The following is a 15,281-nucleotide window of genomic DNA, read 5'->3' as shown; positions in this document are numbered from 1 at the left end:
GCGGCCTCGCTTCGGGGCAGCGTCGGCGGGGCTGACCGCCGCTACTTGACGGCGTCTGCCAGCTTCTGGCGGAAGTCCGCCTTGGTGGACAGCGTGAGCTTCTCACCGTTGAGGAAGAACGTGGGTGTGCCGGTGACGCCGAGGGCGTTGCCGTCCGCGATGTCGGCCAGGATGCGGTCCTCGGTCTTCTGGTCGGCCACGACGGCATCGAACTGCGCCAGGTCCAGCCCCAGCTGCCCGGCGTAGGTGCGGAACAGCGGCGCCTGGGACTGCTGGCTGCCGGCCCACTGAGACTGGTTTTCGAAAAGCTTGGCGGCCATCTGCTGGTACTGGCCCTGCTGCGCGGCCGCTTCCGCCGCCAGGGCAGCCTGGCCGGAATTGGGGTGCGCAGAAAGCGGGAAGTACCTGTTGACGAAAGTAATCCTGTCCCCGAACTCCGCCTTGAGCTCCTCCACGAAAGGATGGACTGCACCGCAGGACGGGCACTCGAAGTCCAGGAACTCCACCAGCTGGGCCTTCTCCTCGGCAGGCGCAGTGAGGCGGTGGCTGTCGGCACGAACCAGTTGCACAGCACCCGCGGCCGGAGGCGCCGCCTGCTGGGGCTTCGTTGCGGCAAAGATGGCGTACCAGGCAACGCCGCCCAGGACGATGAGAGCCAAGGCGATCCAGATGATCTTCCTGACAAGGCGCGGGGTGTCACGGCCGGGAGCCGAAGGAGAGGACATGGTCCGCATCCTAGCCCGCGGGCACCCACATGGCCGATTTCCGCCAGTTCGGTGCCTGCAGCAGCCGTACATTTGACTCATGCCTTCCACCAGCCCCGCCCGCCAGCCCCTGGCTTCCCCCGCCGCAGCACCCACGCCCGTGAAGGCCCTTGGCGTGGCGGCCATGGTGGTTACCGTGGTGCTGTGGGCCTCCGCGTTCGTCGGCATCCGCGCCATCGGGCCGCACTTCTCCCCCGGAGCCCTGACGCTCGGCAGGCTGGCGGTCGCCGCCGTTGTCCTCGCGTTCCTGGTGGTGCCGCAGCTGCTCAGGAGCCGGGTGCTGCCCAGGGGGCGCGAATGGCTGCCCATCCTGGCCTATGGCGTGATGTGGTTCGGCGGCTACAACGTTGCCCTGAACGCCGCCGAACACATCCTTGATGCCGGCACCAGCGCCCTGCTGATCAACGTCAACCCGATCCTGGTGGCCATCATGGCCGGCATCTTCCTCAAGGAGGGCTTTCCCCGCTGGCTGCTCATCGGCAGCACGGTGGCCTTCACGGGTGTTGCACTGATCGCCCTGGGTTCCGGACAGCCGCGCAGCCCCGGGGAAAGTTCGACGGCGGACCTGGCAGGCGTGGCGCTTTGCCTCCTCGCGGCGGTGCTCGCCGCAGTCAGCGTCATCATCCAGAAACCGGTGGTGCGGAAGTTCCCGGCGGCGCAGGCCACCTGGTTCGGCATCGTGGTGGGAGCACTGTGCTGCCTGCCGTTCGCCGGGCAGTTGGCGTCCGAAGTGCAGGCCGCTCCCCCGGAGGCCACCTGGGCGCTGGTGTACCTCGGTGTCTTCCCCACGGCCATTGCCTTTACCACCTGGGCTTACGCCCTGTCCCTGGTGGACGCCGGGAAGCTTGCCGCCACCACCTACCTGGTGCCCGGGACCACGGTGCTCATCTCCTGGCTGCTGCTCGGTGAAATCCCTACCGCCTGGGGACTGGTGGGCGGGCTGGTGTGCCTGGTGGGCGTAGGGCTGACCCGGCGCAGGACGCGGGCACCCGGGCAGCGGCCCGGGCGCTAGAGTCGGAGTATGCCAGCCAGCCTCCCGCCGGGACTGCCTATCCTTCCCGACGGCCCGCACGAACCGTCCGGGTTCACCATGTCTCCTGACGAATTCGAGGCGGCCGTCGAGGATGCCCTGGCCAGCATCCCGGACCGGCTGGCCCGTGCCATGGACAACGTGGCAGTCTTCATCGACGACGACTACGTGCCCGGTCCGGGGGAAGATCCGGACACCGTCCTGCTGGGGCTGTACGAAGGCGTCCCGCTGACCGAACGCGATTCATGGTGGGACGCCGGTTCCCTTCCCGACCGGATCACCATTTTCCGCGAACCCATCCTGGAGATCTGCTCCTCCCGGGAGGACGTGATCCACGAAGTGGCCGTCACGGTGGTCCATGAAATCGCGCACCACTTCGGCATTTCCGATGTCCGGCTGCACGAGCTGGGCTGGGGCTAGCCTTGTAAGCATGGGACACGACCACAGCCACAGCCACGGGATCACCGCCACCGGGCGGCACCGGAAACGCCTGGTGGCCGTCCTGGGCATCACGCTTGGCGTCGTCCTCATCCAGATCGTGGGAGCGGTGCTGTCCGGTTCGCTGTCCCTGCTCGCGGACGCCGGCCATATGCTCTCCGACGCGGCCGGCGTCACCATCGCACTGCTTGCCGCCTGGATCGCCGGCCGCCCGGCGAGCGACCAGCGGACCTACGGCTACCAGCGGGCAGAGGTGCTCGCGGCGTTGGCGAATGCACTGATCCTGATCGTGATCTCCGTTGTGATTTTCACGGAGGCCATCCGCCGGTTCGGGGCGCCCCCGGAAGTGCAGACGGACATCATGCTGTTTGCGGCCATCCTCGGCGCCGTGGCGAACCTGGTATCGCTGCTGATCCTGCGTGGGGCGCAGGATGAAAGCCTGAACATCCGTGGCGCCTACCTGGAGGTACTGGGCGACCTCCTGGGTTCGGTGGCCGTCATCATTGCCGCCGTCGTCATCATGGCCACAGGTTTCCAGGCAGCGGACACCATCGCTTCCGTCCTTATCGCACTGATGATCCTGCCGCGGGCCTGGAGCCTGCTGCGCGACGTGGTGGATGTCCTGCTGGAGGCCAGTCCGAAGGGCGTGGAGGTGCAAATGATCCGCGAGCACATCCTCTCGGTTGCCGGCGTGACCGATGTCCATGACATCCACATCTGGACCATCACGTCCGGTGTCCCCGTCTTCTCGGCCCATGTGGTGGTGGAGGACGGCGTGCTCAACGCACGGGGCGCCGACCAGTTGCTGGACAAGCTGATCACGTGCCTGGGTTCCCATTTCGATACCGACCACTGCACCTTCCAGCTGGAGCCTGCGAGCCACTCAGAGCACGAGGAACACCAACACGCCTGACCCCGACACACCCGTCAAATTCACGGGAAAATGACACGCTTGTGGTTTATGTTATTGATGTGACTGTTGTTGCCAATGTGCAAAAGGTCACGTAGCCTCGGACTGCTGGCGAGCAGCTGAGGGGCACGGTCGTGCCGCATCCAGAACCTCACTCCCAGTCTTACCGTTGCGAGGTCTCTGCAGATGGCTTTACCCGGATCCGGCCGCAGGACGGCTGCGCTGTGCGCCGCCGTCGTACTCTTTGCATCCGTGGCAACACCCGCACTCGCGGTACCGGCGCCATTGGCCCCCGTGGCCTTTCCGGCGTCGCCAGCGATTCCCTCGCCGGACGATATCGCAGCAGCGAAAGCCAGTGAAGCCGCGACGGCGGACCAGGTCACCGCGATTGAGCGCATTTTGGCGGATGCCTCCACAGCCCAACAGGCAGCCTTCGCGGTGGCCATGCAGGCCAACAACTCCTACAGCGAGGCGCTCGTGGAGCTGCAGCAGCGGACCGAAGCGGCGTCAGTTGCGGCTGCCAAGGCCTCTTCCGCGCGCGACCAGCAGGACAAAACCCGGAAGCAGGTGGGACAGCTCGCCGGTGACCTGTACCGCAATGGCGGCCTGAACCCCACCCTGGGAACGCTGGCCAGCGGCAGCGAAAGCCTGCAACAGGCCGCCACGCTTGAGGCGCTTTCTGCCAGCCGCAGCCGGGCCTTTGAGGCTGCGGACGCTGCTGCCACGGCCTACCGTTCCCTGACCGCCGCCGCAGAGGACGCCACCAAAGCCGCCGATGACGCTGCAAAGACGGCCGAGCAACGGAAGTCCCAGGCGGAACAGGCCAACGCCGCGCAGGTCAAAGCCGTTGCCGATGCCAAGGCACAGCGGACCATCCTGGTGGACCAGTTGGCCCAGCTCGGCAACACGACTGTGGCGCTCGAATCGGCCAGGGTGGATGCCCTTGACCGGCAACGCGAAGAGGCACGCCTTGCCGCCTTGTCCGCCGCCGCGGACCAGGCCGCCCGGGAGAAGGCAGAGCAGGACAAGGCAGCCCAGGAGAAGGCAGCCCAGGACAACGCCGCCCAAAACCGGCCCGCCACACGGAACGGCGGCGGCCAGGACATGGCCCCCGCACCGGCCGGTCCAGCGCCTGCTGCTCCGGCTCCGGCCCCAGTGGCGCCGGCTCCTGCTCCGGCAGCCCCGGCACCTGCACCCGCCGCGCCTGCCCCTGCGCCAGCCCCTGCTCCGGCACCGGCGCCCGCCCCGGCCCCGGCTCCAGCTCCGGCTCCGGCCCCCGCGCCTCCCACTGGCTCGGGCACGTATGAGGCAGCCATTTCGGTTGCCCTGGGGAAGGTGGGCGCGCCGTACTTCTACCAGTGGGGCGGCACGGGCGTGTACGGCTTTGACTGTTCGGGCCTGGTGCAGAATGCCTTCGCTGCGGCCGGAACGTACCTTCCCCGCACCGCATCCCAGCAGTATGCCGCCGCCCCGGTCCACGTTCCCATCTCGCAGGCCCGCCGCGGCGACCTGCTGGTCTGGGGTTCCGCGCCGAACTTCTACCATGTGGCCATCTATCTGGGGAACGGCCAGGTGGTGCAGGCGCTGAACCCGCAGGAAGGCATCATGGTTTCCAGCATCAGCTCAATGGTGGGCATGGACCTGTATCCGTACGCCGCCCGCTACTGACCAGCGGACTGGGCGCGCGGCGGATCCTGAAGGCTCCCGCCGCCGTCGTCAGCTCAGGATGTCCTTGGTGACGAAGCGGCCATAGGCGAGCGCGCCGAACACTGCCACGTAGCCGGCCTGGAGCAGGGCATTGTCCAGGAAGGAATCCCACACCACGGGCTGGCGGAGCATGTCGGCGAAACCAAGCCAGTAGTGGCTGAAGAGCCACGGGTGCAGCCAGTCCAACTGCGGAAGCTGGTCCGCGACCTGCGAAACCACCGAGACCACCACCGTTGCGGCCATCGCCCCAACGGGAACCACCGTCATGGTGGACAGGAACAGTCCGATCGCCGACAGCCCGGCCAGCGACACCGCGAGGTAGGCGGCGATGAGCACTATCCGCAGGGCAGCCTCGGCGGGCTGGACCACCCCGCCGGAGAGCAGTGTCACCGGGCCGACCGGGAACAGCGCCGCACCAATCGCCGCGCCCGCCAATCCAACGGTGAGCGGAGCCACGATGCAGAAGGCCAGCGCCCCCGCATACTTGACCAACAGGAGCCGCACCCGCCCTGCCGGCGCCACCAGGAGGTACCGGAGGGTCCCCAGGTTGGCCTCCCCGGCGATCGTGTCCCCCGCCACCACCCCCACTGCGAGCGGCATGAACAACGGGACGGAGACCAGCATGGCGGTGAAGGCCACAAACAGCCCGTTCTGGGTGATCCGGTCGAGGAACGCAGGACCCCGCCCCGGTGGGACCGCAGAGGAAACCTTCACGGCCACGGCAATGAGGACCGGGATGGCGGCGAGCGCCAGGAGCAGCGCCCAGGTCCGCCGGCGCCCGAACAGCACCTTAAGCTCAGACCCCAGAAGGGACAGTCCCGGGCCGCGCGGCGCGGCGGCCGTCCGGGTGGCTTTGGCGGTTTCCGGTATGTCCGCGGGAACGCTACTGGGCAACGTCGAATCCTTCCCCGGTCAGGGCAACGAAGCGGTCTTCAAGGCTTTCACGCTCGATGGCGAAGCCCCGGACGCGGACGCCGGCCTGCACCAGGTGCGCCACAACGTCCTCCGGGAGCACGGCAGGCTGCCCGGCGGCGGCACCCATCGCCGCAACAATGGTCTCCCCATCCAGCTGTGCGCGCTGGGAAGCCTGTGCCTCCTGGTCCCCCGGGCCGGGTGCCAGCCCCAGCCCTGCCAGGACCTGCCGCGCCGCGCCGCCGTCGGGCGTTACCAACCGCAGGCGGGTGCTTCCGGCCTGCCGCAGTTCGGCCAGGGGACCCTGTGCCACGAGCTTTCCCGCGCTCATGACAGCAGCGTGGGTGCACATCTGGTCCACCTCGGCCAGCAGGTGGCTGGACACGAACACAGTGGTGCCCTGGTGTGCCAGGGAGCGCACCAGGTTGCGCACTTCGCGGGTGCCCTGCGGATCCAGCCCGTTGGTGGGTTCGTCCAGTACCAGCAGGTCCCGGGGTGAGAGCAGGGCGTTGGCTATGCCCAGCCGCTGCTTCATTCCCAAGGAGTATGCGTGCACGCGTTTCCCCGCCGCGTGCTCCAGGCCTACGCGCTCCAGTGCCTGTTGCACGCGGGCTTTGCGCGTGGCGGGCACTGAATGCGGGCTGGCGGAGTCCAGCCGGTGGAGGTTGGCGGCGCCGGACAGAAAAGGGTAGAAGGCCGGCCCTTCCACCAAGGCGCCCACGCGCGGCAACACCTCGTGGAGCCTCTGCGGCATCTCCTGGCCCAGGAGGTTCACCGTTCCTGCGGACGCGGCTGCCAACCCCAGCAGCATGCGGATGGTGGTGGTCTTGCCGGAGCCGTTGGGGCCGAGGAACCCGAAGACCGTCCCGTGTGGGACGGCCAGGTCCACGTTGTCGACGGCGGCCTGCTGGCCAAAGTGCTTGGTGAGGCCCCGCGTCTCAATTGCCAGGCCGTCAGTCACCCCGCCAGGGCCGGCCCGATTGCCACTCCCCCGCCCGTCCAAGGCCTACCGGGCCGCTGCTGCTGCGGCCTGCAGCCTCTCCGGCGGCACCATTCCCGCGAAGATCCGGCCGTCGTCGGTGATCAGGATGTTGAGCAGGGCCGTGGACAGCAGCCGGCCACCGGGTACGGCGACGGCGGCCTGGGACAACAGCGGGTCCTGGAGCAGTGGTGCGGCCGCCGCAGCGGATCCAGCCGCCGTGCCCACCACCGTCTCCCAGCCGGTGCCGGTTATGGAGACATTCCCCTTGGCACCACCGTGCATGGCGCCCGGGCCATGGGCATCGGCGGGGTCATGGGATTTGGCGGGATCGTGGGATTTGTCCGGTACCGGGAGTTCCTTGACGGTGCTGCCCGGCGGAGGGGTGAAGGCGAAGAGTGACGGGTCCGGCGCGTCCAGCGAGAAGCTGGTGAACCCGGACGCGAAGGCAGGCTTATCCGCGCCGCGCGCGGTCACCTGGACTGACAACGGCATCCCGCTGGCACCGTCGACGGCGATGGCCACCTTGCCTACCAATGTTGCGTCCGTGCGGGGCTCGATCAGCAGGTTGTAGGCGGCGCGCCCTGCAACGGAAACGTCCGGGCCCACGGAAACGGCGGTGCTGGGGTCCACCTTCGACAGGAACTGTTGGGCCAGTTCAGCGGGAGTGTGCATCCCGGGTGCGCCGTGCGCGTCGTTCGGAAGCGCGGGATCCTCAGTGTGGGCAGGGTCCTGGGTGTGCGCGGGCAGGGACAGGTGGGCTGCCGAATTGTCCTTTGAGGAGTAGAGCCAGACGTCGCTGCCGTGGCGGACCACGTCCCGTTCGGCCAGTTGGTCCATCACCTGCACACGGGCGTTGTCCTTGCCGTCCACGTAGATGCGCGCGGTGTGCTTGCCTGACAACAGCTCGATCACCGACGCCACGCTGCCGGCCGAGGCAGGTCCGGACGCAGACCCGGACGGCTTGCCGGCAGCCGGAAGTTCCGGCAGTCCCAGTTCAGCGGACTGCTCCACCGTCCCGGAGAACGTGCGCACCTGGTGGCTGGCCGCCAGTTCCAGGACCTCGGCAGGTGTCTTGGCCGGCAATGGGTCGCTGGCGCCGGCCGGAAGGGACCCGATCAGGGCACCGGAGGCAATGACCACCGGAGCCGCGACGGCGGGCAGCCACCGCAGCCACATCCTGCGCCTTGTGCTGTTTCGTTGCACCTGTACGTGTTGGAACGGTCCGCTGGAATCCAGCCTGTTGGAGCCCATGGATCAAGACTACGCCCGTGCAGGTGGGTCCGTGCCCTTGGGAACTTTCCCGTTTTGCGGCGTACCGGTGCGTTCCGGCACGACGGTTCCCGCGCCGCCGTCGACCGTTATCTTTTGGCCCGTGCTGATCAGGGCGGTGGCGTCCGCCACGCCAACAACTGCGGGGATGCCGTATTCCCTGGCCACGACGGCGCCGTGGGAGTTGGGTCCGCCCATCTCCATCACCAGTCCTCCTGCCGTCAGGAACAGCGGAGTCCAGCCCGGGTCCGTGGACGGTGCAACCAGGATCTCGCCCGGCTCCAGGCGCGCTCCGACGGGATCCAGGATGACCCGCGCCGCAGCGGTCACCGTCCCGGCCGAGGCCGGGCTGCCGGCCAGGGTCCCGTTGGCCAGGTTTCCGTTGGACCCGGTTCCGTTCGCGGCGGTTCCGGCGGCCCGCACCGCCTCGGGTTCGGTGCCGTCCGAAAGCAGCACCCGGGGGATGTGCCGGCGCCTGAGCTCCAGGGCGTAGTCCTGGCGCCGGGCCGCCACGAGTGCTTTCAGGTCCGGGGCAGGCGCCGGGCTGCCCGCGGTTGTTCGGGTCAATGCCTGGCGGACTTCCGCGAAATCGAGGAAGAACACGTCATCCCGCCGTTCCACCGTGCCTGCCTGTTCCAGTTCGGTACCCACCAGGAGCAGCTGCCGGCGGACTTCCCCAAGGCCAAGCACCAACTGGTACTTCGGCAGCTCCCGCAGGCCGGCGAACATGCGCGCCCGCCGGAGTGCGGCACGCACCAGCCGTCCCCGGATCCTGCTGCGGGCAGCGGCCCGGGCCACGAGCCGGTCAACCTGCGCTTCTGCGTCCTCGGCGGCTTTGCTGAACTGGGCGTCCGGTGCCAGGGCGGGGTCGTCCAGCCGGAGGTAGTTGGCGAGGATGCCCAGGATGTGTTCCGGTTCCTCCGACCACCGGGGCAGTCCGACGTCGATCTCGCCGACAGCCCGGTGGCCGTATCTGTCCAGGAACCTGGCGAGGCCCGCGTCCAGGCGCGCAGGCAGCTCGCAGGCCTGGAAAGCGGCTGCGAGGGCGGCGGGATCGCGGGCCATCAGTGCGGTGCGTGATTCGGTGTCTTCCTGGATCGCCTGCGCCAGGTGCCACAATTCCAGGTCCATTTCCGTGGTGACGTTGTTGGGCAGGCCGCGGATCACCGGCTGCAGCCCGTCCCACGCATTGCCGCCCACGAGCTTTCCGGCAACGCCGAGCATCGCGAAGCCCAGGGCGGGAAGGGGAAGGATGGCCGGAACAATGGGGAACAGGCGCGATCCCACGAGGGACTCGGCGTGGTCCAGGCGGGCCAGGGCGCCGGCTGCGCCGCCGGGAGCCAGGGACACCTCGAACGTCCGGGTGAAGCGGTCCAGCCGGCGGAGGGCGGCACCGGGGCGGACCAGCGCACGGAGGAAGGTGGTGGGAACCTCTGTGCGGATTGCCGCGGGTCCGACGTGGCGCAGCAGCCCGAGGGGCGACCTGGTGGTCACCGAAAAAGCTGGGTCCGCGAACAACTGCCGCACGACGGTTGCCGTCCGTGCCTCCATGATGTCGAAGACCCGGGGAACGAGCCGCCGGCCAACGGTGCTGCGGATGGGAGTGGTGAAGTCGACGTAAATCCGCTGACCCGCCTCGGCGTAGGGGGACGGCCCTTCCCGTGGATCGGGAACAGGGAAGCCGGCTGCGGTGGCGACGGAGGAAGCGATGAGGCGCACTGCAGCCAGGCCCATGGGCGTCAGCGGCCGTGTCAGTCCCTGCGCGAGGCTGAAACAGAGGTAGGCCCTGGTCCCCCCAGCGGCGGACGCTGCCTGCGGCACCCTGCCGGCAGCACCGTTGCTTTTCGGGACCGGGTAGAGCGTGGTGATGGGCCTGGACTGCGTGAGCCACAGCCCATCCGCGCCGTCGACGGCCCACTCGATGTCCTGCGGGGCACCGAAATGCCCTTGGGCCTGCAGCCCCAACCGCATCAGGCCAGCCACCTGGCTGTCCGGAAGGCACGCGGTGCCCTGGGCGGCCTGCACGTGGCGGATTTCGGTCCCGCCGCCCGCAACCGGCCGTATCTCCACGCCCTTATCGCCGGGTTTCCGTTCCAGCACCCTGCCGGTCAGGGCGTCCACCACGAAGTGGTCCGGATTGACGGCGCCGGAGACCACGGCCTCGCCGAGGCCGGGGCTGGCGTCGATGACCACCTGCCGGCGGCTGCCGGTGAGGGGATTCGCCGTGAACATCACGCCCGCGGTCTGGGCGTCCACCATCCGCTGGACCACCACCGCGAGCGACACGGCTGCCGGGTCGATTCCGAGGCTTGCCCGGTACGCGGTTGCCCGCTCCGTCCACAGCGACGCCCAGCACCTCCGGACGGCGTCCAGCACCGCGGGCACTCCCACGACGTTCAGGAAGGTGTCCTGCTGGCCGGCGAAGCTGGCGAAGGGAAGGTCTTCAGCGGTGGCCGAGGACCTCACTGCCACCGCGACGCCGGGACCCAGTGCCGTATAGGCCTGCTCCACGGCGCGGGCTACGGCTGCCGGAACCGGAGCTGCAAGTATTGCTGCCCGTGCCGTTGCGGCCAGTCCGGCTACATCGGGAAGGTCCCCAGCGGCGGCCCCTGCCGTCTCCTCCAGGGTGGCGTAAACCGCTGCCAACGCGGGAAGCAGGGCATCGGGGGCGCCGATGGCCTGCCAGTACGCGGCGGTGGTGAGGCAAAAGCCGTCCGGAACCGGCAACCCGGCGGACAACAACTCCCCTAGGTTGGCTGCCTTGCCGCCCACCAGTGCCAGCATTCCTGAGTGCAGGCTGCCCAGGCCGCGCACCAGCCCGTCGGGCTCCTCACCGGCTGTCATCTGCTGCGTCATGTCCGCGGTCCCCCGCCGGCTGCCCGGAAAAGCGCGGTCTAGGCGGCGTCGCCCAGGATGGGTCCGAACCGCCCGCGGTCGGCCAGGCGGGGGTCCTCCCGGTCCGGGACCACCATGACCGGGCCCTTGGCGTGGTGGAGCACCCCGTCTGATGTTGAGCCCAGGAGCATTCCGGTGAACCCGCCGCGTCCGCGGGTGCCCACCACCACCAGTTCAACGTGCCGGCTTTCCTCGACGAGCACGTCCACCGGCGAGCCGTCCTTCAGCTCGTAGCCGGCCTGCAGGTTGGGGTAGTGGCTGCGGAGCCAGGCCATGCCGGCCTCCAGGGTGACCCGGATGTCATCGAACAGTGCCTTCCGGTCCATGGGCGCCGGAACCCAGGCCAGCGAGCCGCTGTACTGGGGAACGGCGCAGACCACGCGGAGGGACGCGCCAAGGCGTTCGGCCTGGTCGGCTGCTTCAAGGACGGCAACGCGGGCCTGCTCGGAGCCATCCACGCCAACCACCACCACGTTCTCCACCGGCCGGTGCCCGGACCTGGCCTGCTCGGCCTTGACGCGGCGGTCCTCCGTGGACTCACCGAGCCGGTCCGAGCAGAACAACGGAACCGTCACCGTGGGGCATTTCGCGTGGGCGGGCAGGGCACTGCTGACTGATCCGAGGAGCCGGCCCACAAAGCCGCCGCGGCCGCGGGTGCCGACCACCAGGAGTTCCGCGGTTTCGGAGATGTCCAGCAGGACGCCGGCGGCGTCGCCGTTCTCCACGGAGGAGCTGACGTCCACGTCGTAGGCGGCCACCTTTTCCAGGGCCTGCCGGGCAATGGCTTCGGCGCCTTCGCGGATGACGGAATCATCCACGGTGGCGTAGCCCCCGTCCAGGCCGGACGCGGCGAAGATCGGCACGGAGTAGGCGGTGACGATATGAAGCGGACGACGACGGCGCTGGGCTTCCCGCGCGGCCCACACCAGGGCGCACTGGCCGTGGTCCGAACCGTCGACGCCCACCACGATGCCGTGGGGAGCGGTTGCGCCACCCCCACCGTCCCGGGCCGGGTCCGGATGCAACTCTCGTGAGCCCATGGGGGCCGCCTCCTCGCGATACGCCTGATGTTGCGGCTATTCTGCCAGAAAACGGACCGCTCCCCGCGCACCCGGCCCAGCGGTGGCACCGGCAGGAAAAGGACCGCTCCCGATTCCCACTATTCTCTGTCCCCCAGGGCTTAGCAAGCCTGTTCAGGGGCTGATGGGCCCTGTTATCCACAGGCTTTTTGCCGGGTTCCGGAAAGCGCCTTCTCGCCACGGAAACGATTTCGTTCACGGGCTATCCACGGCCGCATTTGTTCTGTAGTCTTCAGGACATTGTTGGTCCGGGACGCCAACTGATTCTTCCTGTCAGGACGGTCCCGGCCATGCGCTGCGGCCGTGCTTGGGGGTAACGGGACGCGAGCCGGCGAGGATGCCGGCACCTGCCGAAGCTCCATAGGAGGGAAACTGTAGTGTCAAGCATGCCTGGGATTGCCGGGACCGAACAGACCACCACTGTCGTCATTGGCACGGGCCTGTCCGGACTGGCCGTGGCCGCTGAGCTGCGCCGCCATGGGGTGGACTCCATCGTGGTGGACGGCCTCGACATCCTGGGCCAGGCCCAGCCCGCGAACACCACGTCATTGCAGCGCTGCGATGCGGCGGACAGCGGCACCCTCCGCGAGCGGAACGAGATCCTGCGCCACCTGCGCAATTACGCCGCAAGCCACAGCGTGGACGTGCGGAATACCACCCGGGCGGTGCAGCTGACCATGCTCGAAGCACCGGACCAGGCCGCGCCGCAGTGGCAGGTGCACACCCCCACGGGCATCCTGGTGGCGGACCACATCGTGCTCACCCGTTGCGCCCACAGCCAGTTGCGGCGCATGCTCAACGACTTCGGCATTGCCGTGGGCCGGAACGTGGCGGCAGCCATGCGGGCCATTGGCATCTACCTGGTGGGAGTGGGCGAACTGATCACGCCATCGCCCAAAGAAGTGCTGCGCCAGGCCAAGACGGTGGGCCAGGCAATCTCCGCCAAGGTCAACCCGGACGGCGCCCTTCCGTCCACCGGCGTCTTCCCGGCAACGGGAAGCTTTGCTGCCCTGGGCTGCTGACTGCGGCGCCGGTACGCGCTGCAGGGCTGGACGGAACCGGCCCTGCCGGCGGGTGCTACTCCGCGGCCCTGTCCCCGGCCTCCCCGTCATCTTCGGTGTCCCCGTCGCCGGTGAGCCGGCGGCGGGCAAGGACGCCCAGCGCCACCAGCAGCCCCACGGCCACAACCGCAAAAATAACAATGCTCCACTGGAACGGCTCGCCCGCGCCGGCCGGCTCCGAGGCCTCTTCCGTGACCCCGGGCTGGGCGGTGCCCATGCCAGGGACCGCACCCGCCGCCGTCGAACTTCCCGCCGTGGGTGTCCCGGACGAGGCGGCACCCGGGGCACCGGAGGCCGCGGTGAAGGTGAACGTCCCCTCGATGGGATGTGAGTCCGAGCTGACCACGCGCCACGCCACTGTGTACGTGCCCGCCGGACCGCCCGGGCGGAGCTTCTGGGTGGCCACGTTGTCCACGATCTGCACGGAGCCATCAGCCCATTCGGTGCCGCCGGCATCCTTGATGGAGAAGGACGAACCGATGCCCAGCGGCTTGTTGCTGAAGGTCACCGAGACCTCGGCGGGCGGGACAGCCAGCGCAGCCCCCTGCGCCGGGCTGGTGGACTCGGCAGCATCATGGGCGGAGGCGGGGCCAGCGAGGCCCAGCGCGGCGGCTGCAAGGACAAACAAGCCGAGCACAAGGCTCAGCAACTGGCGGCGGACCTGGCGCATGGGTGGGCTGCTCCTCGTGTTGGCTTCCTTACAGACTAGGCGAATTTGCCGGCCCACTCCCCGCCGCTCCCTTAGGATGCAGGTATCCCCACACACTTCCCCGGAGGACTAATGCTTAAGCAAGGCTCTGCCCTGGACCGGTATTTCAGGGTCACCGAGCGCGGTTCCAACCTTTCCCGCGAGATCCGCGGCGGGTTCGCCACGTTCTTCGCCATGAGCTACATCGTGGTGCTGAACCCCCTGATCCTGTCCGGGCCCGACTCCAACGGCACCACGCTGGGCTTCCCCGCCGTGGCCGCCGTGACCGCGCTGGTGGCAGGCATCCTCACCATCCTCATGGGCGCGTGGGGCCGGCACCCCTTCGCCCTGGCCACCGGCTTGGGCGTCAACGCCTTCGTGGCTGTCACCGTGGCCACCAATCCCGGGCTCACCTGGCCGGACATGATGGGCCTGGTGGTCCTCTCCGGCGTCACCATGCTGATCCTGGTCCTCACCGGTTTCCGTACCGCCGTGTTCAAGGCGGTGCCGGACGGACTCAAGACGGCCATCGTGGTGGGCATCGGCCTGTTCATTGCCCTGATCGGCCTGGTCAACGCCGGGTTCGTGCGCCGCATCCCGGATGTCGCAGGCACCACCGTGCCCGTTGGCCTGGGCTTCGAAGGCAAGCTCCTGGGCTGGCCCACCGCCGTGTTCGTGTTCGGCCTGATCCTGACCATCGCCCTGGTGGTGCGCAAGGTCAAGGGCGCCATCCTGATCGGTATCATCACCTCCACGGTGCTGTCCGTCATCCTTGAGACGACCCTGCACATCGGCCCCAGCTTCGACGGCAAGAACTTCAACCCGCAGGGCTGGTCCCTGGTGGCGCCGGCGTTCTCCGGCTGGGCCGCGCCCGACCTCTCCCTGATCGGCAAGGCCAACCCGTTCGGTGCCTTCGAGCACCTCGGCTTCGTGGCCGCCACGCTGCTGGCCTTCGTCATCCTGCTCAGCATCTTCTTTGACGCCATGGGCACCATGGTGGGCCTGGCCAACGAGGCCGGCACGGTGGATGAACACGGCAACATTCCCGACGTCGACCGTGTGCTCCAGGTGGACGCACTCGGTGCCATCATCGGCGGCGGCGCCTCCGTCTCCTCCAACCAGATCTACGTCGAAGCCGGTGCCGGCATCGGCGAAGGCGCCCGCACGGGCGTGGCCTCCATCGTCACCGGCGTGCTGTTCCTGGTGGCCATGTTCTTCACGCCGCTGATCAACCTGGTGCCGTTCGAGGCCGTGGCCCCGGCACTGGTGGTGGTGGGCTTCATGATGGTCTCCCAGGTGGGCAAGATCGACTGGCAGGACTGGGGCATCGCCATCCCCGCGTTCCTCACCTTCACCCTGATGCCTTTCACCTACTCCATCGCCAACGGCCTGGGTGCGGGCTTCATCGCCTACGTCCTGATCCGTACGGTCCAGGGCAGGGTCAAGGACATCCACCCGCTGATGTGGGCTGTGGCCGCGGCGTTCGCGCTGTTCTTCGCCATCGGCCCCATCGAGGCGGCCCTGGGGATGAAGTAACACCTGCGCA

At 68.6% G+C, this 15,281-nt stretch carries 13 protein-coding genes; 6 read left to right on the top strand and 7 right to left on the bottom strand.

Annotated elements, in window-relative coordinates:
- Positions 1–41: 41 nt before the first annotated feature.
- On the bottom strand, positions 42–725 hold the full coding sequence (locus AB0280_RS13780; RefSeq protein ID WP_307487723.1) for a DsbA family protein: 684 nt from the start codon (positions 723–725) through the stop codon (positions 42–44).
- A gap of 79 nt (positions 726–804) precedes the next feature.
- Here AB0280_RS13780 and AB0280_RS13775 point away from each other — a divergent pair, with 79 nt between their 5' ends.
- From AB0280_RS13775 to AB0280_RS13760, 4 genes are all read left to right on the top strand, one after another.
- Complete coding sequence (locus AB0280_RS13775) at positions 805–1,776, top strand: DMT family transporter (protein WP_370871738.1); 972 nt, start codon at positions 805–807, stop codon at positions 1,774–1,776.
- A gap of 9 nt (positions 1,777–1,785) precedes the next feature.
- Positions 1,786–2,214: a metallopeptidase family protein gene (locus AB0280_RS13770; RefSeq protein WP_275181014.1), complete on the top strand. Its 429-nt coding sequence runs from the start codon at positions 1,786–1,788 to the stop codon at positions 2,212–2,214.
- A 10-nt stretch (positions 2,215–2,224) separates the two neighbouring features.
- Positions 2,225–3,145 (top strand): cation diffusion facilitator family transporter, encoded by a 921-nt coding sequence (locus AB0280_RS13765; protein WP_275181015.1) that lies wholly within the window; start codon positions 2,225–2,227, stop codon positions 3,143–3,145.
- A gap of 183 nt (positions 3,146–3,328) precedes the next feature.
- Positions 3,329–4,810 carry a C40 family peptidase gene (locus tag AB0280_RS13760; protein WP_366367538.1) on the top strand — a complete coding sequence of 494 codons (1,482 nt, stop codon included), beginning with the start codon at positions 3,329–3,331 and terminating at the stop codon, positions 4,808–4,810.
- A gap of 48 nt (positions 4,811–4,858) precedes the next feature.
- Here the strand turns inward: AB0280_RS13760 and AB0280_RS13755 are convergent, their stop codons facing one another.
- The 5 genes from AB0280_RS13755 to AB0280_RS13735 form a co-directional block, all read right to left on the bottom strand.
- Entirely contained in the window at positions 4,859–5,743 is an 885-nt protein-coding gene (locus tag AB0280_RS13755) for an ABC transporter permease (RefSeq protein ID WP_224024654.1), read from the bottom strand.
- Positions 5,733–6,722: an ABC transporter ATP-binding protein gene (locus AB0280_RS13750; RefSeq protein WP_307487714.1), complete on the bottom strand. Its 990-nt coding sequence runs from the start codon at positions 6,720–6,722 to the stop codon at positions 5,733–5,735. Before AB0280_RS13750 ends, AB0280_RS13755 begins: the two co-directional genes overlap by 11 nt.
- A gap of 45 nt (positions 6,723–6,767) precedes the next feature.
- A complete protein-coding gene (locus AB0280_RS13745; protein WP_307487712.1) occupies positions 6,768–7,919 on the bottom strand; it encodes a LolA family protein in 1,152 nt (383 codons plus the stop codon).
- Positions 7,920–8,003: 84 nt separating this feature from the next.
- A complete protein-coding gene (locus tag AB0280_RS13740; RefSeq protein ID WP_370871737.1) occupies positions 8,004–10,868 on the bottom strand; it encodes a PEP/pyruvate-binding domain-containing protein in 2,865 nt (954 codons plus the stop codon).
- A gap of 38 nt (positions 10,869–10,906) precedes the next feature.
- On the bottom strand, positions 10,907–11,947 hold the full coding sequence (locus AB0280_RS13735; RefSeq protein ID WP_159633685.1) for a universal stress protein: 1,041 nt from the start codon (positions 11,945–11,947) through the stop codon (positions 10,907–10,909).
- A 425-nt stretch (positions 11,948–12,372) separates the two neighbouring features.
- Here AB0280_RS13735 and AB0280_RS13730 point away from each other — a divergent pair, with 425 nt between their 5' ends.
- Entirely contained in the window at positions 12,373–13,008 is a 636-nt protein-coding gene (locus AB0280_RS13730; protein ID WP_159635870.1) for an NAD(P)-binding protein, read from the top strand.
- Between the two features lie 55 nt (positions 13,009–13,063).
- On the opposite strand, the gene AB0280_RS13725 is transcribed toward AB0280_RS13730, so the two are convergent.
- Complete coding sequence (locus tag AB0280_RS13725) at positions 13,064–13,717, bottom strand: copper resistance CopC family protein (RefSeq protein ID WP_307487710.1); 654 nt, start codon at positions 13,715–13,717, stop codon at positions 13,064–13,066.
- A gap of 111 nt (positions 13,718–13,828) precedes the next feature.
- Here AB0280_RS13725 and AB0280_RS13720 point away from each other — a divergent pair, with 111 nt between their 5' ends.
- Complete coding sequence (locus tag AB0280_RS13720; RefSeq protein ID WP_159633691.1) at positions 13,829–15,271, top strand: NCS2 family permease; 1,443 nt, start codon at positions 13,829–13,831, stop codon at positions 15,269–15,271.
- Positions 15,272–15,281 lie beyond the last annotated feature (10 nt).

This window comes from Pseudarthrobacter sp. 902506025, assembly GCF_040702325.1.
In the GTDB taxonomy this organism is placed as follows: domain Bacteria; phylum Actinomycetota; class Actinomycetes; order Actinomycetales; family Micrococcaceae; genus Arthrobacter.
This window is presented reverse-complemented; position numbering and strand designations above follow the sequence as displayed.

Bases quoted from the DNA above. Each gene is read 5' to 3' on its own strand.
- AB0280_RS13760 (WP_366367538.1), top strand. From the start codon at position 3,329: ATGGCTTTACCCGGATCCGGCCGCAGGACGGCTGCGCTGTGCGCCGCC.
- AB0280_RS13770 (WP_275181014.1), top strand. From the start codon at position 1,786: ATGCCAGCCAGCCTCCCGCCGGGACTGCCTATCCTTCCCGACGGCCCG.
- AB0280_RS13775 (WP_370871738.1), top strand. From the start codon at position 805: ATGCCTTCCACCAGCCCCGCCCGCCAGCCCCTGGCTTCCCCCGCCGCA.
- AB0280_RS13745 (WP_307487712.1), bottom strand. From the start codon at position 7,919: ATGTGGCTGCGGTGGCTGCCCGCCGTCGCGGCTCCGGTGGTCATTGCC.
- AB0280_RS13725 (WP_307487710.1), bottom strand. From the start codon at position 13,717: ATGCGCCAGGTCCGCCGCCAGTTGCTGAGCCTTGTGCTCGGCTTGTTT.
- AB0280_RS13765 (WP_275181015.1), top strand. From the start codon at position 2,225: ATGGGACACGACCACAGCCACAGCCACGGGATCACCGCCACCGGGCGG.
- AB0280_RS13730 (WP_159635870.1), top strand. From the start codon at position 12,373: ATGCCTGGGATTGCCGGGACCGAACAGACCACCACTGTCGTCATTGGC.
- AB0280_RS13720 (WP_159633691.1), top strand. From the start codon at position 13,829: ATGCTTAAGCAAGGCTCTGCCCTGGACCGGTATTTCAGGGTCACCGAG.
- AB0280_RS13735 (WP_159633685.1), bottom strand. From the start codon at position 11,947: ATGGGCTCACGAGAGTTGCATCCGGACCCGGCCCGGGACGGTGGGGGT.
- AB0280_RS13780 (WP_307487723.1), bottom strand. From the start codon at position 725: ATGTCCTCTCCTTCGGCTCCCGGCCGTGACACCCCGCGCCTTGTCAGG.
- AB0280_RS13740 (WP_370871737.1), bottom strand. From the start codon at position 10,868: ATGACGCAGCAGATGACAGCCGGTGAGGAGCCCGACGGGCTGGTGCGC.